A 21,738-nucleotide genomic window follows, 5' to 3' on the forward strand; every position below is an offset into this window, starting at 1 on the left:
AAGGCAGGGTGAACCTGACCGTCACAAAAACCGACAAGGGGAATTCGTGAGGAGAACAATGCGATGAACACATCCATTCTCAACCGGCTGCGGCGCTGCTTTTCGCTGTTGTTCATATCGGCGCTGGCCGGCCTTTCCGTGTTGCCGGCCCAAGCGGCCTGGCCGGAGCGCGCGATCGAAATCATCGTCGCCTACGCTCCGGGCGGCGGGTCGGACGCGATCGCGCGCATCGCCGCGCGCATCATGTCGCGCGAACTGGGCGTGCCGGTGAACGTCGTCAACATGCCGGGCGGCAACCAGCTGCCGGGGATCGAGGCGGTGATGCGGGCAGCGCCCGACGGCTATACTCTTCTTCTGGAAACACCCGCGACGAGCTCGATCAAGGCGACCATACCCGACAACCCGGTCGATCTGCAGGCGCGCACCTATGGCCCTCTCATGGCCGCCCAGGGCGCGCTCATCATGGTCAAGGGCGATTCCCCCTGGAACAGCGTCAGCGACATGGTCGACTTCATCAAGAACAATCCCGGAAGCTTCACTTATGTCCGGCTTGGTGGATCCACCTATTCCGATCTCGTAACCCAAGGACTTTTCTCCGTGGCGGGCATCGATCCCCAGACGGTGAAGCCGGTCGACTACAGTGGGAATGGTCCCGGCAACATTGCGGTCGCGGGCGGTCACGTGATGATGTCCGGCGGCTCGATCAATCCGCTGATCTCATCGGGCGATCTCAAGGTGCTGGCGATCGCCGGTCCTGAAAGAGCCACCGCGCTTCCCGATGTTCCGACCCTCGCCGAGTCGGGCTATCCGGTCGATTTCGTCGCTTATTTCGGATTCTCGGGACCGGTCGGTCTGCCTGAAGAGGTGCTGAACCGGCTCGATGAGGTCGTCCAGAAGATGAGCGGGGACGACAGTTTCCGCAAGGAGATCGAAGCGATCGGCTTCTATCCGCGTTTCCTGCCGGCGAAAGAGGCGCGCACCTATATCCTCGATGAGGCGGAGGAATATCGCGCGCTGGCGAAGCGATGAACGAGTCAGGAGGGCAGGCGGATCGCTGCGGCCGCCCCCCTGCATCCGTCGATCCCAACTTGCGGAGCAACCGCGATGTCCGATGAGCAGACCGTGCGCTCGCGCCTGGTGAAGAATGCTGAAATCGGCATTCTTCTGCTCCTTGGCGCGGTGGTGACCGGCGACGGAATCCGCTTCGTCCTGGTCACGCGGCATCTGCGCGCGCTCGAAGTGGGCGGCTACCAGATTCTTCTCGGCCTGCTCCTCATCATCCTGACGCTTTTCTATGCCTTGAAGCCGCTGGCGGAGAACTGGCGGATTTCCGAGGGCAATCGGAACACGGCGATCGGCTATGGCCTGCTCGTTGCATATGCCGCTTCGCTTCATGGCCTCGGTTACATCATCAGCACGCTTATCGTGGTTGCCGCCTATATGCGACTGCTGGGTGGGTACCGAATGGCAAGCAGCCTGGCGGTAGCGGCCATCTTTGCAACCGCCTCCGCCTGGCTCTGGACCACGCTGATGATCAGCCTCCCACGCGGCTATTTTTCCACCTGGATTTTTTGGTAGGGAACGGAGCCGCACATGGACGCCTTTCTAGCCGGTATCCTCGCCGCCTGTTCTCCCCAGAACCTGGCGTTTGCCTTCATGGGATGCCTGATCGGGACGATCGTCGGCGTTCTGCCCGGCATCGGAGCCGTTTCCGCGGTTGCCATTCTCTTCCCGTTCACGGTCTATCTGCCGCCGGAGGGGATGATCATCGCGTTAATCTCCATCTACTACGGCTCGATGTATGGCGGGTCGACGACTGCGATCCTGATGAAGGTTCCCGGAGAGGTTTCCTCCATCGTCACCGCTATCGATGGTTATGAGATGACGAAGCAGGGGAGGGCGGGGCCGGCACTTGCAATAGCCGCGATCGCTTCCTTCCTCGCCGGTATCATCGGCACGATCCTGGTAGCGACGCTCGGCCCTTCCACGGCGCGCCTGGCGCTCGGTTTCGGCCCGGCGGAGTATCTGGGGCTCAGCATATTCAGCCTGACCGCGATCGCCGCCCTTTCAGGACGCTCGCTGCTTCGCGGCGCCATCATCGCCGTGGTCGGCCTGATCCTCGTTTCGGTGGGCTATGACGAGGCCGCCGGGCTGGCGCGCCTGACCTTCGGCACGACCGCGCTGCAGCAAGGCTTCAATATCGTGCCCGTGATGATCGGCCTCTTCGGCCTGGGCGAGATGCTGCGCATCTATGAGGAGGAGACCGGACATTTCAGCAAGGTCAGGATCGAAAAGCTCATGCCCAGCCGGGAGGAATGCGCCCTCGGGCTGGCTGCAGGGGCGCGGGCGACAGCCCTGTCGTTTCCTCTCGGCCTGCTGCCGGGCATGCTGCCTTCGGTTCTGTCCTTCCTCGCCTATACTCTCGAAAAGCACTTTTCCAAGACGCCGGAAAAGTTCGGCAAGGGCGCGGTGGCCGGCGTTGCGGCGGCCGAGGCCTCGAACAATGCGGCGGCGATGGGCAATCTGCTGCCGCTGATGGCGCTGGGCGTCCCCACCGGACCCACCATGGCGCTGATCCTGGGCGCCCTGACCGTCTATGGCCTCGCGCCGGGGCCGATGCTGTTCATAGCGCAAGCCGATTTTGTGTGGACCGTCATCGGCAGCTTCTTCGTTGCCAATGTGATCCTCCTCGTCCTCAATCTTCCCCTCGTGGGCGTCTGGGTCCGCATCGCCGCGATTCCCAAGGCGATCCTCACGCCGGCGGTGATGGTCCTTTGCCTGGTGGGCGCTTTCAGCGTGCGCAACAGCATGTTCGATCTCTGGGTGTGCGTCGTCTTTGGCTTCCTGGGCTGGTTGCTGACGCGGGCCAAATGGCCGCTGGCGCCTTTGGTGCTGGCCTATGTGCTGGGACCGATGCTCGAGAGCTCGGCCCGCCAGGTCATCGAGCTCTCCCCCCTCGTGCTTTTGGAGCGGCCGCTCTTCTGGATGTTCATCGTCCTTGCGGCGCTCTCGCTCTGGTTCAGCCGCCGCCTCTGGCGCGCTATCGAATAAGGTCGGACGGAAATGCAAAATGGGAAAAAACAGAACGTAGCTGTCGTGGGAGCGGGCATTGTGGGCGTATGCAGCGCCCTCTGGCTGCAAAGGGAAGGCTACGACGTCACGCTCATCGATCCCAATCCGCCGGGCAGCGGCGCTTCCTACGGGAATGCCGGCGCCTTCAGCCCTGCCTCCGTGGTGCCCATGGCAATGCCCGGCGTGCTGCGCCATGTGCCGGGCTATCTGCTCAATCCCCATGGTCCCCTCGCGATCCACTGGGGATATCTGCCGAAGCTGGCGCCCTGGCTCCTGCGCTTCATCCGTTCCGGCCGGCGCGAGCGGGTGGACAAGCAGGCAGCGGCACTGGCGGGCCTCCTCGGTCCCGTTTTCGACTGTCTGATGCCGTTGGCGAAGCAGGCTGAAGCAACGCATCTCATCCGGCGCGACGGCTTTCTCTATGTCTATCGAACCGAGGCCGCGCTCCGCGGCGATGCCTATGGCTGGGAGCTACGGCGCCGGCACGGGATCGCCTTCGATATCCTCGAAGGCCCTGAAATCAAGGAGTTCGATCCGGCGCTCTCGCCCGACTACCACGCCGCGCTTTTCGTGCCCGGGAACGGCCATACCGTCGATCCGCAAGGCCTCGTTCAGCATTTGGCGAGGGCGGTGGAAAAAGCCGGCGGGCGGCATTTCAAGGCGAGCGCGGAGGATTTCAAGCGTGACGGATCGGCTGTTAGGGCGGTGTTGACCGATAGGGGCGAGGTGGCCTGCGATTTCGCCGTGATCGCCGCCGGCGCCCGGTCCGCGCGGCTTGCCGCCCGGTTGGGCGAGAAGATCCCGCTCGACACCGAACGGGGGTATCACCTGATGCTCAAGTCGCCGGAGGCGATGCCCAGGGTGCCCGTCCTCGAGGCCATGCATAAATTCGTTGCAACGCCGATGCAGGCCGGGCTGCGGATAGCGGGAACCGTCGAGTTCGCGGGCCTCGATAGACCGCCCAACATGGATCGTGCGCGCCGCCTGCTGCGTCCTGCAAGGGCGCTGTTTCCCGCCTTGCGCGAGGACTACCCGGAATCGGAAATGTCCAAGTGGATGGGATTCCGCCCCAGCCTGCCGGATTCTCTTCCGGTGATTGGCCGGTCGAAAGCTTCGCCGGGCATCGTCTACGCCTTCGGACATGGGCATGTGGGCATGTGCGGCGGACCGATGACGGGCAAACTGGTCGCGGAAATGATCGCCGGCCGCCCGACATCCATCGATATCGCGCCTTTCAGCCAATCGCGCTTCTGAGCCGCCTCGCTTTTTGCGGCGACTGCCACCACCTCCTGATAAAGATCGGAACGTCTCGAATGCGCATCTTTGATTGCCGCCTTAGACCTCCCTTCGGGGAGTTTCTTACCACCAGCTACTTCACCGACGTGCCGCGGATCACGCGGATGGCAGCTGAAATGGGCCTGGAGGCGCCCGCGTCGCTTGCGGAAACCTCAATGGAACTACTGTTCACGGAGATGGATGCGGCCGGCGTTGGAGTGGGGCTGGCAGCGGGCCGTATTTCGCCCGGTTTGGGGAACGTGAGCAACGCCAGCGTCCGTGAGCTTTGCCGGCTGTGGCCGGACAGGTTCGTGGGCCTTGCGGTGGTGGATCCTGGCAAGGCGGCCGAGGCATCGGCGGAGATTGACCGCGCCATGCGCGACGGCTTCAAAGGCGCACTCATCGAACCGGGATTGCTGGGAAACGCGCTGGCGATCGACGACAGGCGCATCTACCCCTTCTATAGCCATTGCGAGGACGCAGGCATCCCGCTTTTCATCATGGCCGGAGGAAATGCGGGACCGGACCTGAGCTTCACAAATCCCGAGCACCTCGATCGTGTTGCGGCCGATTTCCCGCGTCTCAAGCTGGTGTCGTTGCATGGCAGCTGGCCATGGGTGCTGCAAATCCTGCATGTGTGCCTGCGCCGGCAAAACGTGTATCTGTGTCCAGACATGTATCTGGCCGGCCGCATGCCGGGGTTCGAGGAATATGTCCGCGCTGCAAACGGCTTCCTCAGCGACCGGTTGCTCTTCGGCAGCTCCTATCCCGTGCTTGCGCTGGACCGAGCCGTCAAGAGCGTGCAGCAAATCGGTTTCCGTCCGGAGGTGCTCGAGCGCATTTTCTTCCGCAATGCCGCAGCATTGCTGGGGCTGTGATGGCATCTTTCCGGTGGCTCAGCGTCCGCCGAGCGCTCCCGTCAATTCCTGCGCGACAGACGACACGAGCGGGCCAACCGCTTCGATGCGCTCGTCCGTCAGGCGGCTGACATGACCGGAGACGGAGATGGCGCAGAGAGGTTCGCTGTTGGCACCGTAAACCACGGAGGCGACGCACCGCACGCCCCGGGCCAAGCCTTCGTCGTCGATGGCGTAGGCGCGACGCCTGGTGACATGCAGGTCGTCACTGTAGCAGGGGCCCAGGGCATCCGTGCTCACCGCCATATTTGCGATGACGGCTCTGACCTCTTTCTCCGGATAGGCGGCGAGGATGGCCTTGCCCATTCCCGAACAGTGGATGGGCATGCGGCCGCCCACCTTGGCCACCGAAAGTCTTGCCTCGCGGCTCTCGATCTGCGCCAGAACGACCACGTCGTGGCCTTCGGCAATGCCGAGATTGGCGGTCTCATGCGTCAGGTCCCTGAGCCTGCGCATGTATGGGATGGCGGAGGCGACGAAGGCCCGCTTATGAACGAAGGCGCTCGCCACCAAATAGGCCTGGCGGCCGATATACCAGCGTCCATCATGCCGATTGAACTGCACGAAATGCCGCTTTTCCAATGTGGTGAGCAGCCTGTGAGTGGTCGAACGGGAAAGCTCTGCGACCGCGGTGATCTCCCTCAGGCGCATTCCCGATCCGTGTTCCGCCAGCACCTCCAGGAGGGAGATGGCGCGCTCGACGGATTGAACGGTCCCCAGCCGTTCATTGGAGGTGGCCTCCTCAGGGAATTCCGGTGCACCCATCGCGTCGATGCCTCCGTAGAATGCTTCCAACTCTCGGGTATCGGTACCACCTCAGTAAAGTACACTTCTACATTCAAATCAATATTTTTAATTGCATACAGAAAGAAATTCCGCCGGGGGGCTTCCGCTGACGGCTATCGGGAGGGGAGCGGAAAGGTGCGTGACATCAGCCGGTTCATGCGCCAACGAAGCGTGAAACCGCGCACGGCGAGGAACGCGAGGAAGGCGATCCATAGTCCATCGTTGCCGAGCCAGGGGATAAGGGTGAAGATGAGCAGCAGGTAGCAGGCCGAAGCGACGAGCATCATGTTGCGGATGTCGCGCGCCCAGGTCGCACCTATGAAGACGCCATCCATGACGAAGGCAAGACTGCCGAGCGGGGCAGTCAGTAGCGCCCAGTGAAAATAGGCGTGAGCGAGCGCACGTACATCAGGACTTGCCGTCATGAGCGCGATGATCGGGTCTTGAACGATGAGATAGACCGCCGCCACAGCAAAGCCCGTCGCAACGCTCCAGAAGACGGAGAGGTTTACCGATGTTTCGAACATGACGCGGTCACACCCGCCCACCGCCCTTCCGGCAAGGTGCTGGGCGGCGACGGCAAGCCCCTGGATCATCGCGCCGGAAAAATAGAAGAGGTTCATCAGCACGACGTTGGCTGCGAGCATCGCCGTGCCAAAAGCGGCACTCTCCCGCGTGAAGAGAGCGATGCTGAAAAAGCGAATCATGGATCGCAGAAGAATGTCTGCATTGATGCTGAGTATCCGCTTCAGTTGGCGCATGTCCGGCAGGGCTGAAAGCACTGCCCGTGCCTTTCCATGAAGAGCGCGCGCTATCAGAATGCCGCCGGCGAGAGCGGTGGCCGTCTCTGCGGCCACCGTCGCCAGCGCCGCGCCGGCAACACCCCAATCGAAATGGAGGACGAAAGCGATACTGAGTATTGCGTTGACGAGGTTGAGCACTGCCTGGAGGGCAAGGCCCGGCAGGAAAGAGCCCTGGCCGAAGAGCCAGCCCACCAGCGCATAATTGACGAGCAGCAGCGGCGCTGACCAGACGCGGATGCCGAAATAGACCATTCCGGCTGCCCTTACATCCTCGCCGACGCCGAGCAGGGAAAAGCCGGCATAGGCAATCGGCCACTGTAGCGCCACTGCGATGAGGCCTGCCGCGAAAGCCAAGCATATGGCGCGGAGCGCATGCGCGAGCATCTCTATCCCGTGTCCCGCCCCGAACGCTTGCGAAACCATGGCAGTGGTGGAGGAACGCAGGAAGTTGAAGGTGAAGAAGACGAGGTTGATGATCACGTTGGCGGCAGCGATGCCGCCGATCAGGGCTTCGTTCCCCAACTGCCCGACAACTGCAGTGTCAACGATGCCGACCAGGGGTGTCGATATCGATGCCAGGGTGATTGGCAACGCAATCTTCAGCACCTGGCCATGGGTAACGGTGGTGGCAGGCATCTGCGAACCAGGGGAAGATTCCTGGTCAAGCCGTGGCTGGTCAATTGTCATCGGGCGGCGCTCCCGCTTCTTTTGAACGGGCGCACCCTGCCGCACCCAGCGCAGCAGGATGCGGTCATACGATCAGTCGCACTCGCTGCCGTTCTGCCCATTCACTCAGGATTGGACCACTTTGCACGGTGTGTCGAAGGCGGCGCGATCTGCTCCCGCATCGCGGGAATCCTTGCAGCGCGCTATCGACTGCGCTGTTGATTGAGTTTAGCCGGTTTCTGACATGCGCCGTGCCAACCGGCCGGTGCCAGCGGAGGTGGCTTCAGCATGGCGGTTCAGCATGCCGATACGATCGTCGTCGGGGGCGGCTTGGTTGGCGCCGCCATAAGCTACGGGCTGGCGAAAATCGGGCAAGGCGTCATCGTCCTCGACGAGGGGGATGTGGCTTTTCGGGCGTCCCGCGGCAATTTCGGGCTCGTGTGGGTGCAGTCGAAAGGCGACGGCATGTCCGAATATGCGCGTTGGACACGCCGCTCGGCCGACCTCTGGCCGGAATTCGCCGGAGAGCTCGCCGGGGAGACCGGCGTATCGCCGCATTATTACAAGGCTGGAGGAGTGCATACCTGCCTTTCTGAGGAGGAACTGCAGGCCCGTACCAATCTCATCGAACGGATGCGGCAAGTGCATGGGCCGGAGCGCTATGAAGCAAGGGTCCTCGACCGCCGCGAGCTTGCCGAGATGCTTCCCGGCTTGGGTGAAGCAGTCATTGGCGGCTCGTGGTCCCCGCACGACGGCCATGCGAGCCCGCTTCACCTCTTGCGAGCGCTGCATGCTGGGCTCCTGCAAGGGCGCGGACGCTATCATGCCGACGCCCGTGTGACCGCGATAGCAAGGGACGGCTCGGGTTATCGCGTCACGACCGCCGCCGGGGTGTTCGCGGCGGAGAGAGTGGTGCTCGCCGCTGGCCTTGCTAACCGCGCGCTCGCGCCAATGGTGGGGCTCAGCGCGCCGGTCTCTCCGCTCAAGGGGCAGATTCTTGTCACGGAGCGCGCAGCGACGGTCCTGCCTATGCCAACCGCCTTCGTTCGCCAGACGGAGGAAGGCACATTCCTCATGGGAGACAGCTACGAAGACTCGGGCTTCGATACCGCGTCGCGGCCAAACGTCATGGCGGAGATTGCCAGACGCGCCGCCCGCACCTTTCCATTTCTCAGAAAGCTGCAGGTCGTGCGGGCCTGGGCCGCGCTCCGCGTCATGTCCGGCGACGGGTTTCCCATCTACGAGCAATCGCGGACTCATCCGGGCGCCTTCGTGGTGAACTGCCATTCCGGCGTCACTCTGGCAGGCGCTCATGCGCTGGCGCTCGCGCCGATGATCGCGCGCGGCCGCCTTGATGAAGAATTCGCCGCCTTCAGCGCAGGGAGGTTTGATGTTCAAGCGCATCGCGACGTCGCGTAAGGCAAGGCTCTCTTTCGATTTCGAAGGGCACAGACTCGAGGCGGAGGACGGCGATACCGTGGCGGCCGCGCTGCTGCTTGCCGGCGAAAGGGTCCTGCGCAGCACAGCGGTTTCAGCGTCCGAACGCGGGCCCTTCTGCCTCATGGGCGTGTGCTTCGAATGCCTGGTCGAGATCGACGGGATCCCTAACCGGCAGGCCTGCATGGTGAAGGTGCTGCCAGGTATGCGGGTGCGCCGCCAGCGCGGCGCGGCGCGGGTGGGAAGCACATGAGCGCATATGATGTCGCGATAATCGGCGCCGGCCCCGCGGGTATGGCCGCGGCGGTGGAGGCATCTCGCGCCGGCTTTTCCGTAGTCGTCTTCGATGAGCAGGACGCGCCTGGCGGGCAGATCTATCGCGCCATCGAGCGGGCGGATGCGGGGCGGCTGGCGCTGATGGGTGAAGATTATGCCAGGGGTAGAGCTCTTGCCGAGGCTTTCAGGACGAGTTCCGCGGTCTACATGCCAGGCACGATTGTCTGGAATGTCGATGCGTCGCTCCGTATCAACTACAGCGGCGCGACTGGCAGTGGCGAAGTCACTGCGGGATCGGTGATCATAGCCACGGGTGCCATGGAGCGCGCCACGCCTTTGCCGGGCTGGACTCTGCCGGGCGTGATGACGGCCGGCGCGTTGCAGATCCTGCTTAAGGCGCACGAGCTCGTCAGTGACGATACGGTATTGGTCGGCTGTGGCCCTCTCCTTTTCCTGGTGGCACAGCAAATGACGGAGGCTGGATCGCCTCCCAGAGCGGTCGTCGAGACCACAGCGCCTGGCGCGCTCCGCCGGGCGCTGCCGCATCTCTTCGGGGCGTTGCGCGCTCCGGCCTATCTGAGGAAAGGCTTGGCCATGATCCGGCAGCTCGCCCGCGCGGGCGTGCCGGTCTATCGCCATGCGCAGGCGGTTGCGATCGAGGGCCGCGAGGCGGCGGAAGCCGTCAGCTTCACGATCAAAGGCCAGCGCCATCGCATTTCGGCGGGCACCGTGGGCCTGCACCAGGGCGTGATACCCAACCAGCAGATCACGCGCCTCCTCGGTTGCGAGCAGGATTGGAGCGCAAGTCAGCGCTGTTTCGTGCCTAGGCTGGATCCGTTCGGCGAAACGAGAATCCAGAATGTCTACGTCGCCGGCGACGGAGCAGGAATCGGCGGCGCCGTTTCCGCCGCTCTCGGAGGGAGGCTCGCGGCCCTGCGCATCGCCGCCAGGGCGGGCAAGGCTACTACGGGCGAAGCCCGGTCCGTAATGGCGCGGCTCGCGCGCGATCGGGCGATCCGCCCCTTCCTGGAGGCGCTCTATGCGCCGTCCGATGAAGTGCTTGTGCCCGCGGATGATACGCTCGTGTGCCGCTGTGAAGAAGTAACCGCCGGACAGATCCGCGAAGCCGTGGCGCTTGGGGCGCCCGGGCCAAATCAGGCGAAGGCCTTCCTGCGGTGCGGCATGGGGCCGTGCCAAGGCCGCATCTGCGGCCCCGTGGTCACGGAAGTCATCGCAGCGGCGCGCCGGACCCCGCAGGATGCTGTTGGGTACTACCGCATCCGCCCCCCGCTTAAGCCACTCTCCGTAGCCGAGATAGCGGGCCTGGCGCCGGCTGCGGAGGGCCAGCCCCTGGACTAGGGCCGTGCTGCTGAATCTGCAATTTCCATCAACACCAGCGAACAATGAAGGAGAAGGTTATGATCAAGCGTCACATGCAGACACGCATCAACCATCGGGTGGTCGAGCACAACAGGGTGCTCTATTTTGGCGGCCTTATTGCCGATGACCTGAGCGTCGACATGAAGGGCCAGACACAGCAGATCTGCCGCAAGATCGACGAACTGCTGCAAAAGGTGGGCTCCTCAAAGGCGCATCTGCTCACGGCGATGATCTACATCTCCGATTTCTCGCAGAAGGAAGGAATGAACGAGGCCTGGCTCGAATGGCTGCCCGGTGAGCTTTTGCCCACCCGTGCGACCATCGGCGTCGCTGACCTCGGCGAAAACGTCCTGATCGAGGTGGTCGTGTCCGCAGCCAAGACTGCGTAGGAATCCGGGTCCGCCGGTCAATGGCTGCCTGGTCCTACGATGCGGGAATCCAGCCGTGGCTCCATTGACAGGGCGGTCATCTCACGAAACTCTGCTTGCCGTGCTGCAAAACAAGCAACAGTAAAAACGCAGCGAAGAACGTATTGTGTTGAAAAACAATACGGGGAACACTCGCAGTCGTGATCCGGTATTGAGAAGTCGTACAACAAAAAATCTCAATTCGGGTCCGATTTGCATCGGGTTAATAGAAATATGTACTCGTATGGATGGGAGTAATACATGAACATCCGACTACATGGTCTAACAACAATTCTATCTGCATTGGTAGTGTTGACGGCGCCGACCGCTGTCCTTGCTCAGGACAATTTGGTCACCGGGGAGTTGATCACGACCGTCAATTCGGGCACGCCCGGAAAGGGCGGTGAGGTTACCTTCGCAGTCACGCGCGACATCACCAACTGGAACGTCACCTCGGCCCTCGGCAACAACGCCGTGGTCCGCACGGTAACGCTGCCAATCGTTCCGTCGGCTTTCATGGTGCAGCCGGACTTCACCCTGAAGATGAACACCGACCTCCTGGAGAGCGCCGAGCTTACATCGACCGATCCCCAAACCGTGGTCTACAGGATCAGGGAAGATGCGGTGTGGAGCGACGGCGTCCCGATAACGGGCGACGACTTCATCTATTTCTGGAAGACGCAAAACCGCCGCGACTGCCCGGAATGCCTGATCAATGCGAGCTATGGCCACGACTTCATCGAAACGCTCGAGCAGGACGAGACCGGAAAAGTCGTGACGGCGACATTCAGCGAGCCGTTCCTGGGCTGGCAAGGACTTTTCATGTTCCTCTATCCGGCTCATCTAGCCGAGAAGCACGGCGACATCGCGGAGAGCTACAACAACTTCCTCTCCAATGAGGTGCCGGCCTGGTCGGGCGGACCCTACATGGTCGAGTCGTTCGATCCGGGGCAACTCGTCACGCTTGTGCCAAATCCGAAATGGTATGGCGAAAAAGGGCCTTATCTGGACAAGCTGAAATTCCGGATCATCACCGATTCAACTCAGCAGCTGACGGCGCTCGAAAACGGCGAGGTCGATGTGATCTATCCGCAGGGCGCCACCCAGGACATGGTCGAGCAGGCGGCGGGCCTCGATTATCTCGGCATCGATTTCCAGATGAATCCGTCCGCCAACTGGTATTTCATGGGCCTCAACTCCAAAGCCGGCCCGATGTCCGACATCGCGCTGCGCAAGGCGGTTCTGACGGCTATTGACGCCGGTGACCTGAAGGCCAAGACCGCTGATCCGTATTTGCGCAACTGGCCCCATATGGGCAGCGTGATGTTCCTGCCCAACCAGGCAGGTTATGCCGACCGCAGGGGAGCGCGCGGCTACGGTACGGGGGACGTGGAGAAGGCGAAGGGGATCCTCTCCGAGGCGGGCTACAAGCTCAGCGGAGGCAGTCTGCTGGATCCCTCCGGCAAGCCTGTATCCACGCTTCGGCTTAGCTTTCCGCCCGGCTATCCGGCGGCCAACGACATGGCACGACTGATCACAGGCTATATCGCCCCGCTCGGCCTCAAGACGGATTTGTTGACCGGCCCGAACGCCACCGCCGACTATCTCCTGAGCGGCAATTTCGACCTTCACCTCAACTATTTCTCGCAGCAGGTCTTTCCCGCGGTGAAGGCGGGGCAGATTTTCCTCAGGGATACCCGTCAGAACTATTTCGGCTTCAATGATCCGAAAATCGAGGAGATCATCGGCAAGGCTGCGGCAGCCTCGTCAATAGAGGAATCTGCCGCAATCCTGTCCGAGGCCGACGAGCTCGCGATGGATTACGCGGCGCTATTCCCGATCTATCAGTTGCCGACGGCGCTGATCTACAAGGAAGCGATCCTCAACCTGCGCGACAATCCGAACCAACTTGGTCCGGCCTACAACACGGCCGAATGGGGTTTAGCGGAGTGAATGGGCGGAAGGGGCCGGGCAGCTTCCGGCATGACGGCCCCTTCACCCAAATCGTTCCGCCGATGATTTTCCAAGCTGCAGGGAGTTGAGCTTGCTAGCCTATCTGGTCAGGCGACTGCTTGTCATGATCCCGATGATGCTGATCGCCAGCTTTCTCATGTTCGTCGTCATCAGCTTCTCCGGCGATCCGCTCGCGGGATTGAAGACCATGCAGCCGCCTCCGCCGCCCGAGGTGCTGCACGCCATGGCGGTCAAGTTGAGGCTCGATCAGCCACTTCTCGACCGATACTGGATGTGGCTCTCCGGCCTGTTCGTCGGGGATTTCGGGCCGAGCATTCACAATATCGATATCGGTGCGGAGCTCGTGAAGCGCCTTGGTGTTTCGCTGCGGCTCCTGGCGCTCGGCATCGTGCTCGCATTCTTGATGGCTGTCGCGGCGTCGGTTATCGGCGCAGTGCTGCAGTTTTCCTGGGCCGACCATATTATCAGCTTCGTCGCCGTCGCGATGATATCGATGCCGGTGTTCTGGCTTGCGCTGCAGCTCAAGCGGCTGGCGATCAGCATCAATCAGGAGCTTGGGTTCAGGCTGCTCTATACGTCCGGGGATGGCGCGGGCATGACGGCGAGCACACCGTGGGATCGGGTGCTGCTTCTCATCGGTGTGCTGGCGCTCCCCACGATCGCGCTTTCCATGCAGGCTTGCGGGAAATGGAGCCGCTACGGCCGTGTGGCCCTAATCGACGCGTTAAACAGCGAATATGTGAAGCTTGCCAGGGCCAAGGGCCTTTCGGAGACGCGCGTGGTGCTGGCGCACGGCCTGCGAACCTCGCTTGCGCCTATGCTTACCGTTGTGGCTGCGGGCGGCGCCGTCATTCTCGGCGAGTCCGTCGTCACCGAGACGGTCTTCCAATGGCGCGGGATGGGAGACCTCCTCGTCACCGGAATCCAGAACAACGACGTCTATGTCGTTCTCGGCTGGCTGCTGGTGGCCGGTCTCATCATCATGGTCTTCAATCTGATTGCGGATATCCTCTATGCCGTCCTCGACCCCCGCATCCGCTATGAGCGATAGAGCAGTGGAAATAGGACAGGCGCCTGCGCAGGAGCAGGTCTACCGTCCCTGGCGTGCCATTGCGCGCAAGTTCTTTAGCTACAAGGCATCAGTCGTCTCGCTCGTCATCCTGATCCTGATCGTGCTCTTCGCCTTCGCCGGCGGGCCCTTGTGGAAATATTCCTATGCCGTATCGACGTCCGACCTGTCGGCGCCGCCGAGCTGGGAGCATCCCTTCGGGACCGATCATCTGGGCTACGATCTCATGGCGGGCGTGATGCGGGGCACGCAGCGCTCGCTCTCCATCGCTGGAACGGTGGCGGTGCTCGCCACGCTGATCGGCTCGATCTGGGGTGCGGTCGCCGGCTATGTCGGCGGCTGGGCGGACTCGCTCCTGATGCGGATCGTCGATCTCATCATGATTTTCCCACTCCTGGCGGTCGCCGCCTTCCTCGCCCGGCAGTCTCAGGGCGGGGAGCACGGCTGGCTGCTGGTGGCGCTCGTGCTGGCGACCCTCTCATGGACGGTGCTGGCGCGTGTCGTGCGCTCGGTAGTGCTCTCGCTTAGAACGCGCGAATTCGTCATCGCGGCGAAGATCGCCGGAGCGGGGCCGGTGCGCATCATCTTCCGCCACCTGCTTCCGAACACGGTGGGGCCGATCATCGTCGCGGCCACGGTGCTGGTGGCGAGCGCCATATTGTCGGAGACCGCTCTTTCCTACCTCGGCTTCGGCGTGCAGCCTCCGGACACCTCGCTCGGGCTCCTGATCAACCAGGCCCAAGGTGCGATTTCTACCCGCCCCTGGCTCTTCTACTTCCCGGGGCTCTTCATCATCCTGATCGCGCTCTGCGTGGCCTTCATCGGAGACGGCTTGCGGGCCGCCCTCGATCCCAAGCAGCAGAGGAAATGAGGCCCCATATGAGCGAGAGCGTCCATATCGCGGGCGGCACCGGCGCGCCGCTGGTCAGCGTCTCCGGCCTTACCGTCAGCTTCGACCGGCACAGGGAAGAGCCGATCGAGGCAGTGCGCGACGTAAGCTGGTCTATCGGATCGGGCGAGGTGCTGGCGCTGGTCGGCGAATCCGGCTCGGGCAAGTCGGTCTCGGCGCTTGCCGTCATGGGCCTCCTTCCCAGGAACGCGCGCGTGGCCGGCTCCATACGCTGGCGCGGGGAGGAACTGCTCGGTGCCTCCGAGAAGCGGCGCCGGGCCCTGCGCGGCAGCCGCATCGGCCTCGTGCCGCAGGATCCGATGACGTCGCTCAACCCCGTCTACACCATCGGCGCACAGATCAGGGAAGGCATTAGGGCCCACCAGAAGCTGAGCGAGAGGGAGATGGCCGAGCGCACGCTGGAGCTTCTCGAAACGATGGGCATCCCGCATGCGCGCGAGCGTATGAACAGCTATCCGCACGAGCTTTCAGGCGGCATGCGCCAGCGCGTAGTCATCGCCATGGCGATGGCGAACAACCCCGATTTGATCATTGCCGACGAAGCGACCACCGCGCTCGACGTGACCGTGCAGGCCCAGGTGCTGGATGCGCTCAAGAAAGCACAGGCGCTCACCGGGGCGGCGCTGCTTCTCATAACGCACGACCTTGGTGTGGTGGCGGGCCGTGCAGATCGCGTCGCGGTCATGCAGCGCGGCGAAGTGGTCGAGCAAGGCACGGTGGATGAGATTTTCTACCAGCCAGCGTCATCTTATACACGCAAGCTGCTCCACAGCATCCCCCGATTGAACCACACGCCTGACCTGAGTGCCCCCAGCGATGTCGCGCCCGATGCCGAGGTGATCCATTCAGCCTTTGAAAGGAAGGTCGGTGCTGAGGGAGCTCCGATCCTATCGATGCGGAATGTCGGGAAGCATTTTCCCGTCTATTCGCGCGGCGTTATTCGGGGCAGGGTGGGGGTGATCAAGGCCGTCGCCGGCGTCGATCTCGACGTGGAGGCGGGCACCACGCTCGGCATCGTCGGCGAGTCGGGTTCGGGAAAGACGACGCTCATCCGATCGCTTTTCAACCTGGAGCCAATCACCCACGGCACTATTCTGTTCGATGGCCAGGACGTTCACCGAATGCCGCCGCGCGATAGGCGGCGGATGCGCAAATGCGTGCAGATGGTCTTCCAGGATCCATATGCGTCGCTAGACCCGATGATGACGGTCAGGGACATCCTGATGGAGCCGGCGGTCATCAACCGAATGGATCGCAAGCTCGCTGAGCGCCGCGTCATGGAGCTGCTCGAGCGGGTGCACCTCAAGCCGGAGCACGCCGCGCGCTATCCCAACGAATTCTCCGGCGGGCAGCGCCAGCGCATCGCCATCGCGCGTGCGCTGATGCTGTATCCGCGGCTCCTGGTGCTCGACGAGCCCGTCTCCTCTCTCGACGTGTCTATTCAGGCAGAGGTGCTGACGCTTCTCAAAGAACTGCAGAAGGACCTCAACCTTTCCTACCTCTTCGTCTCGCACGATCTTTCGGTGGTCGCTGAGATCGCCCATTCCGTGATCGTGATGTATCGCGGCCGCATCGTCGAGCGCGGCCGGGTCGACGAGCTCTTCCGCAATCCGAAGCACCCCTACACACGCGCGCTGCTTTCGGCGGTTCCGATCCCAGACCCGAGGACGGAGCGTCGGCGCGAGCGGATCGTCTTCAATAGCGACACCCTTGCCAGCCCGATCACGCCGGTCGAACGGACCGGAATGTGGCGGCGTCTTTTTGGCGGCAGAACCCAGGAGGCCTCTTAATGCGCAAACGCAGGATGTATCTTGTCAGCTGGCTGAACTCCTCGGGGGTTCTCCCCAATTCCTGGAATGAGGGCCGGGGAAACCGGGCGAGGATCTTTGACCTGGAGAATTATATCCGCAGCGCCGAGATCGCCCGGCGCGGCCGGATCGATGCCTTCTTTCTAGCCGACCAGCCGCAACTAACCCCCAACCCGAAGGTTCGTCCTGAGTATCCGTTCGACCCTATCGTGCTTGCGGCAGCGATCACAGGCCGCGTGCCAGACATCGGCGGGATTGTGACTGCCTCCACCAGCTTCAGCCTGCCCTACACGCTCGCCAGGCAAATCGCCTCGGTGAACCTGCTTTCGGGCGGCCGCATCGGCTGGAACGCGGTCACAACCGCCAACCCCGCCGTCGCGGCCAACTACGGCGCCGCGATTGCCACACATGACAATCGCTATGAGCGGGCGGAAGAGTTCCTGGAGGTTGTCCATGGCCTTTGGAACAGCTGGAAATTCCCGTGGGATGAGGCGATCGGCCCCAATCCAAATCCGTTCGGCGAAGTGATGCCGATCAACCATGAGGGGAAATATTTCAAGGTTGCGGGTCCCCTCAACGTGCCTTTGCCGCCTTACGGCCCGCCGGTGGTCGTGCAGGCAGGCGGCTCGGACCAGGGCAAAAGGCTCGCCAGCCGTTTCGGCGAGATCATCTATGCGTTCCTGGGGAGCAAGCCGGCCGGCCGGCGCTTCGTCGCCGAGGCGCGAGCGGCCGCTCGCGCGCAGGGCCGCCCCGAGGGCTCCACGCTGGTCCTGCCGAGCTTTGTGCCGCTGATCGGGTCGACCGAGGCAGAGGTCAAGCGGCTCGTCGCCGAGTACGAAGCCGGGCTCGATCCGGCCGAGCAGCGGATCGAGGCGCTGTCGAAGCAATTGGGCATTGATCTTGAAAGGATCAACGTTGACCAGGTGCTGCAGGAGAAGGACTTCAATCTTCCGAAGGAGTCCGCCACGCCGATCGGCATCCTGAAATCCATGGTCGACGTCGCTCTCGACGAGAAGCTTTCACTGCGGCAACTGGCTTTGCGCATGCGGCTGATTGCGGGCACGCCGGATCAGGTCGCCGACCGTCTCATCGATTGGTGGCAAGACGAGGCGGCGGATGGATTTGTGATCAATGCCCCGCTGCTACCCGACGCTCTGGAGATTTTTGTCGATCAGGTCGTACCGATCCTGCAGTCGCGAGGCGTTTTTCCCCGCAGCTACACCGAGTCGACCTTGCGTGAGAGGTTGGGTTTGCCTCGAAATCCGCTAGGTTGACCAAGCGAAAATCATGGTTTGTTCCACATCTGCATACATTTACAAATACAAAATTGTATGCTTTATTTGGGCTGTGAGTGGATGCCACCCATGCGTTTAAGAGGAAGCGGAAATGACCTACTCCATCGTGGCTATCTCCGGCAGTCCATCGCGCAACTCAACCACTGCTAAGCTGGCAGAGTATGCTCTGGCACACGTTTTGGCGCGAAGCGACTCGCAAGGCAGGCATATTCACGTCATCGACCTCGATCCGAAGGCGTTGCTCCGCGGCGACTTGAGCAATGCCAAGCTCAAGGAAGCAGTGGATGCCACCTGCAACGCGGACGGGCTCATCGTGGCGACGCCGATCTACAAGGCTTCTTATACGGGTCTGCTGAAGGCTTTTCTCGACATCCTCCCGCAGTTCGCTCTTGCCGGGAAGGCTGCGCTGCCGCTTGCCACAGGCGGCAGCCCTGCGCATGTGCTCGCCCTAGATTACGGATTGCGGCCCGTCCTGCACTCGATGGGCGTACGCCATGTGGTGCAGAGCTTTTTCCTCGTGCAGTCCCAGTTTTCCGTCGTCGATGGAAAACTGGCCGTTGAGGACGACGTGGCGTCGCAGCTCAACAACGCCATCGATCATTTCCGTCTTTCGCTGTCGTCGGAGCCTTCGACGCGGCATCTGGGTCACCCACGCCCCTCGCTCGATGCGACGCGCGCGGCCTGACATCACTTGAACTGCGCCAAATCTTGCGCGTTAGAATTCGGCTCCAACATAGATGTCGGCGATGCCGGCTCGAATAACCTCGACAATCTCGTCATAGCGGCGGTTGATCATGGTGGCGATACGCTTTGCACAGGCGTCCGCATCGCGCCGCATCAGCATATCGATGAATTCGCCGTTGTGACGGACACCGGGAGGAGGGGGGCGCAGGCGTAAGTCGATCCAGCGCACAAAATGAATGCGCCCATTGATCTGCTCGAGTGCCTTCACCAACTCTGCGTTGCCCGTCATTCTCGCAATGCGCAAGTGAAACTCCTCGTCATCGCGGGGGTTCTGTAAGGTCGGCTTCTCCCTCCAATTTGCCGCCTGGTCGTCTGCGAAGAGCTTCAGCGCCTCAAGCTCCTCATCGCTTGCGCGCTCACAGGCCAGACGCACGATCCCTTGCTCGAGAATGGAGCGAAGCTCGAATAGCCCCTGAATTTCGGTTGGATCCAACTCGCGGCCGATAAAGCCGCGATTGGGAGCGACGCTGATATAGCCTTCGGAGGACAGGCGGTTCAGCGCTTCGCGAAGCGGCGTGCGGCTCACCTGCAGCTGTTCCGCAAGGAGGACCTCGTTGATCCGTTCGCCGGGCCGGAAGCGGTAGGTCATCGCCATCAGCTTGACCTCCTCATAGACACGATCCGTGATGCTGCCGCTCTTTTGTCCAGCGTCGGGATTGCTGTGCTTCGGGCGCGTCGCGTTTTTTACGCTGCGCTTGCTGTTGGAATGCACCGGCCGTTCTCCCTGTCTGCCATCATTGAACGTGTGACGGTCTGATTCTATTTCTAAGCATACCATTCTGTGTTCAATAGAGTATGCACAAAAATCCCCCCGTGGCCGACCATCCGTGAATTGCCTAATATCGGCCTAGGAGGTGAGCCGCGACTTTTTGTTCAAGCTGCCTTGAACCTTCCCACAGGGTGGGAATTTTCCGTCTCCTGCCGAGGTTTTCCGTCGCTGGCCGTTGGAAAATCACCCCTGCCAAGTATCGTCGGCAGTATTCCTTGACTCGTCACTCAAACATTGGTCGTGAAACGCATGCGTGTGCTGATCATTGGCGCAGGAATTCTTGGAGCGAGTGCTGCCTACCACCTAGCCCGCCTCGGGGCGCAGGTGGAAATCATCGATCAAAATCATCCGGGCAAGGCGACTTTGGCGGGCGCCGGAGTCGTCTGTCCCTGGGCAACGGAGGCGGACGATCCAGACTGGTATCTACTCTATGCCCGGGGCGCTCGCTATTACGGCACGCTGATCGAGGAACTCAGGGGGCAAGGTGAGACGGAGCTTGGCTATAGTAGGGTAGGCGCGCTCGTGCTGGCCGAAGACAGGGCACGGCTCGACACGATCGAGGGCCGGATTAGCCGCCGCATCAAAGATGCACCCGAAGCGGGCACTGTGCGACGGCTCGGTGCTGGCGAGGCGAAAAGGTTGTTCCCTCCGCTGCGTGACGATCTGGAAGCAATCCACATTCCCGGCGGCGCGCGGGTCGATGGCAGGCTGCTTGCCGCGTCAATGCTGCGCGTTGCCATTTCGTCGGGCGCGACCTTGCGGAACGATTATGTCTCCTTGCGCCTGAATGATGGACGCGCGGAATGCCTTGGCAGCGATGGCAGGCCCATTCCCGCCGACGAAATTATCGTGACCGCCGGCGCATGGGCAGCGCAGATCCTGGCGCTGCTCGGGCTCCGTCATCCAGTTGTGCCTCAAAAGGGGCAGATTATTCATCTGCATCTGCCGGGCGTAGCCACGAGCGGATGGCCGGTCGTCCTGCCGATGAACAGCTACTATATGCTAGCCTTCGATGACTCGCGCGTTGTGGTCGGGGCAACGCGCGAGGACGGTTCAGGTTTCGATTACCGCGTGACCGCGAGAGGCCAATTGGAGGTGCTGCAGGCAGGACTTGGCATCGCACCGGGGCTTGCTGACGCCACTCATATTGAAACGCGGGTAGGTTTTCGGCCGGCGGGCTCCGCCATGAGACCGATCCTTGGACGCGTACCGCAAATCGCCGGCCTCACGATCGGCAATGGTCTCGGAGCCTCAGGTTTGACGGTAGGCCCCTTTGCCGGTCATCTGCTGGCCGGCGTGGTGATGGGCGAGCCCGCCGAGGTTCCCCTGGAGCGTTATAGCCCCACGGGGCCTGAAGCCGGCTGACCAAGCCTTGGCGTCGTTAGTGTCCACCGTGCCTCCGAAACCGATACCGGCTTTGGGGCTAGAACCGCCTGGTGAGGACGAAGATCGCCCCTTTGACCAGCGCGAAGACCACGCCGCCCGCGACAACGGCAGAGATTACGGCGAGAAGGACGCCGCAGATGACCCAAAGACCATCTCGGCCGAGAATCCCAAAGGAGAAAACGGAGATAGAGAGGGCCGGCAGCATGTTGCCAAGCGGAACCGGCAGAAAAAGGACGATCGCGAGCACCAGGCAGACGGCTCCGACCAGACGCTCCGCGGCCGGACTTACGAGAAATACCAGGCGCGGGCGCAGCAGGCGTTCGGCACGGCGCAGCCACGGCGCCGCACGCTCGATGAATGCTGCAAAATCCTCGCGCCGGATCGAACGGCTTCCAATGAATTTCGGCAGCCAGGGGCGCTGTCCCAGCATGAGCTGGGCGGCAAGATAGACGAGAGGCAAGCCGAGCAGGCCAGAGGTTCCCGGCGGCGTGGGCAGCACATTGGGAAGAGCGAAGACGAGCATGAGCGCGCCAAAGGCGCGGTCGCCCATCGCGACGACCAGATCGTTGACGGATATGCGCTCGCGCGCCGTATCCTCCGCCATTGCCTGCAGCAGCCGGGAGAAGCGGCGCGGCGATTTGCGGCCCTTTCTAGCGGCGGCTTCTTCCCCCATCCTGCTTTCCAGCATCACCTTCTCTCGTAAGACCTGCTGCAACGGCACCGGTCTATCCTGTTTTGGTGACCTGAATTTGACGCAGCCGTCT

Annotated in this window: 20 protein-coding genes; 16 read left to right on the forward strand and 4 right to left on the reverse strand. The window is 62.3% G+C overall.

Features of this window, described 5'->3' with window-relative positions:
* Positions 1-63: 63 nt before the first annotated feature.
* The 5 genes from GNP00_RS12895 to GNP00_RS12915 all read left to right on the forward strand — a co-directional run bounded on the left by GNP00_RS12895 (position 64) and on the right by GNP00_RS12915 (position 5,225).
* A complete protein-coding gene (locus GNP00_RS12895; RefSeq protein ID WP_011581181.1) occupies positions 64-1,029 on the forward strand; it encodes a tripartite tricarboxylate transporter substrate binding protein in 966 nt (321 codons plus the stop codon).
* Positions 1,030-1,104: 75 nt separating this feature from the next.
* Positions 1,105-1,578 (forward strand): hypothetical protein, encoded by a 474-nt coding sequence (locus GNP00_RS12900; RefSeq protein ID WP_011581180.1) that lies wholly within the window; start codon positions 1,105-1,107, stop codon positions 1,576-1,578.
* Positions 1,579-1,593: 15 nt separating this feature from the next.
* Complete coding sequence (locus GNP00_RS12905; protein ID WP_011581179.1) at positions 1,594-3,051, forward strand: tripartite tricarboxylate transporter permease; 1,458 nt, start codon at positions 1,594-1,596, stop codon at positions 3,049-3,051.
* Positions 3,052-3,063: 12 nt separating this feature from the next.
* A complete protein-coding gene (locus GNP00_RS12910) occupies positions 3,064-4,326 on the forward strand; it encodes an NAD(P)/FAD-dependent oxidoreductase (RefSeq protein ID WP_011581178.1) in 1,263 nt (420 codons plus the stop codon).
* 59 nt (positions 4,327-4,385) lie between these two features.
* The gene (locus GNP00_RS12915) at positions 4,386-5,225 is read left to right on the forward strand and encodes an amidohydrolase family protein (RefSeq protein WP_011581177.1); all 840 of its coding nucleotides are present in this window, start codon (positions 4,386-4,388) and stop codon (positions 5,223-5,225) included.
* 18 nt (positions 5,226-5,243) lie between these two features.
* Here the strand turns inward: GNP00_RS12915 and GNP00_RS12920 are convergent, their stop codons facing one another.
* Positions 5,244-6,029, reverse strand: coding sequence for an IclR family transcriptional regulator (locus GNP00_RS12920; protein WP_011581176.1), 786 nt, complete (start codon positions 6,027-6,029; stop codon positions 5,244-5,246).
* 134 nt (positions 6,030-6,163) lie between these two features.
* Positions 6,164-7,540: an MATE family efflux transporter gene (locus GNP00_RS12925; protein ID WP_011581175.1), complete on the reverse strand. Its 1,377-nt coding sequence runs from the start codon at positions 7,538-7,540 to the stop codon at positions 6,164-6,166.
* 267 nt (positions 7,541-7,807) lie between these two features.
* Between GNP00_RS12925 and GNP00_RS12930 the strand changes: the two genes are divergently transcribed.
* The 10 genes from GNP00_RS12930 (at position 7,808) to emoB (ending at position 18,760) form a co-directional block, all read left to right on the forward strand.
* Positions 7,808-8,938 carry an NAD(P)/FAD-dependent oxidoreductase gene (locus tag GNP00_RS12930; RefSeq protein ID WP_011581174.1) on the forward strand — a complete coding sequence of 377 codons (1,131 nt, stop codon included), beginning with the start codon at positions 7,808-7,810 and terminating at the stop codon, positions 8,936-8,938.
* Positions 8,910-9,209 (forward strand): (2Fe-2S)-binding protein, encoded by a 300-nt coding sequence (locus GNP00_RS12935; protein WP_011581173.1) that lies wholly within the window; start codon positions 8,910-8,912, stop codon positions 9,207-9,209. Before GNP00_RS12930 ends, GNP00_RS12935 begins: the two co-directional genes overlap by 29 nt.
* Positions 9,206-10,591: an FAD/NAD(P)-dependent oxidoreductase gene (locus GNP00_RS12940; protein WP_011581172.1), complete on the forward strand. Its 1,386-nt coding sequence runs from the start codon at positions 9,206-9,208 to the stop codon at positions 10,589-10,591. The genes GNP00_RS12935 and GNP00_RS12940 overlap by 4 nt, the downstream gene beginning before the upstream one ends.
* Positions 10,592-10,650: 59 nt before the next feature.
* Positions 10,651-11,001, forward strand: a complete 351-nt coding sequence (locus GNP00_RS12945) for a RidA family protein (RefSeq protein WP_011581171.1) — start codon at positions 10,651-10,653, stop codon at positions 10,999-11,001.
* A gap of 279 nt (positions 11,002-11,280) precedes the next feature.
* Positions 11,281-12,972: an ABC transporter family substrate-binding protein gene (locus GNP00_RS12950; RefSeq protein ID WP_011581170.1), complete on the forward strand. Its 1,692-nt coding sequence runs from the start codon at positions 11,281-11,283 to the stop codon at positions 12,970-12,972.
* A gap of 91 nt (positions 12,973-13,063) precedes the next feature.
* Entirely contained in the window at positions 13,064-14,044 is a 981-nt protein-coding gene (locus GNP00_RS12955; RefSeq protein WP_011581169.1) for an ABC transporter permease, read from the forward strand.
* Positions 14,034-14,933, forward strand: coding sequence for an ABC transporter permease (locus GNP00_RS12960; protein WP_011581168.1), 900 nt, complete (start codon positions 14,034-14,036; stop codon positions 14,931-14,933). Before GNP00_RS12955 ends, GNP00_RS12960 begins: the two co-directional genes overlap by 11 nt.
* A gap of 8 nt (positions 14,934-14,941) precedes the next feature.
* Positions 14,942-16,762, forward strand: a complete 1,821-nt coding sequence (locus GNP00_RS12965) for an ABC transporter ATP-binding protein (protein WP_011581167.1) — start codon at positions 14,942-14,944, stop codon at positions 16,760-16,762.
* Positions 16,762-18,054, forward strand: a complete 1,293-nt coding sequence (gene emoA / locus GNP00_RS12970) for an FMNH-dependent EDTA monooxygenase EmoA (RefSeq protein ID WP_011581166.1) — start codon at positions 16,762-16,764, stop codon at positions 18,052-18,054. The genes GNP00_RS12965 and emoA overlap by 1 nt, the downstream gene beginning before the upstream one ends.
* Positions 18,055-18,166: 112 nt before the next feature.
* Complete coding sequence (emoB, locus tag GNP00_RS12975) at positions 18,167-18,760, forward strand: NADH-dependent FMN oxidoreductase EmoB (protein ID WP_011581165.1); 594 nt, start codon at positions 18,167-18,169, stop codon at positions 18,758-18,760.
* A 30-nt stretch (positions 18,761-18,790) separates the two neighbouring features.
* On the opposite strand, the gene GNP00_RS12980 is transcribed toward emoB, so the two are convergent.
* Complete coding sequence (locus GNP00_RS12980) at positions 18,791-19,531, reverse strand: FCD domain-containing protein (protein ID WP_011581164.1); 741 nt, start codon at positions 19,529-19,531, stop codon at positions 18,791-18,793.
* 306 nt (positions 19,532-19,837) lie between these two features.
* On the opposite strand from GNP00_RS12980, the gene idaA reads away from it, so the two are divergent.
* Complete coding sequence (idaA, locus tag GNP00_RS12985) at positions 19,838-20,953, forward strand: iminodiacetate oxidase IdaA (RefSeq protein WP_011581163.1); 1,116 nt, start codon at positions 19,838-19,840, stop codon at positions 20,951-20,953.
* A 58-nt stretch (positions 20,954-21,011) separates the two neighbouring features.
* Here the strand turns inward: idaA and GNP00_RS12990 are convergent, their stop codons facing one another.
* A complete protein-coding gene (locus GNP00_RS12990) occupies positions 21,012-21,647 on the reverse strand; it encodes an exopolysaccharide biosynthesis protein (protein ID WP_425482950.1) in 636 nt (211 codons plus the stop codon).
* Positions 21,648-21,738: the final 91 nt, after the last annotated feature.

Source organism: Chelativorans multitrophicus (assembly GCF_011317445.1).
Lineage (GTDB): Bacteria > Pseudomonadota > Alphaproteobacteria > Rhizobiales > Rhizobiaceae > Chelativorans > Chelativorans multitrophicus.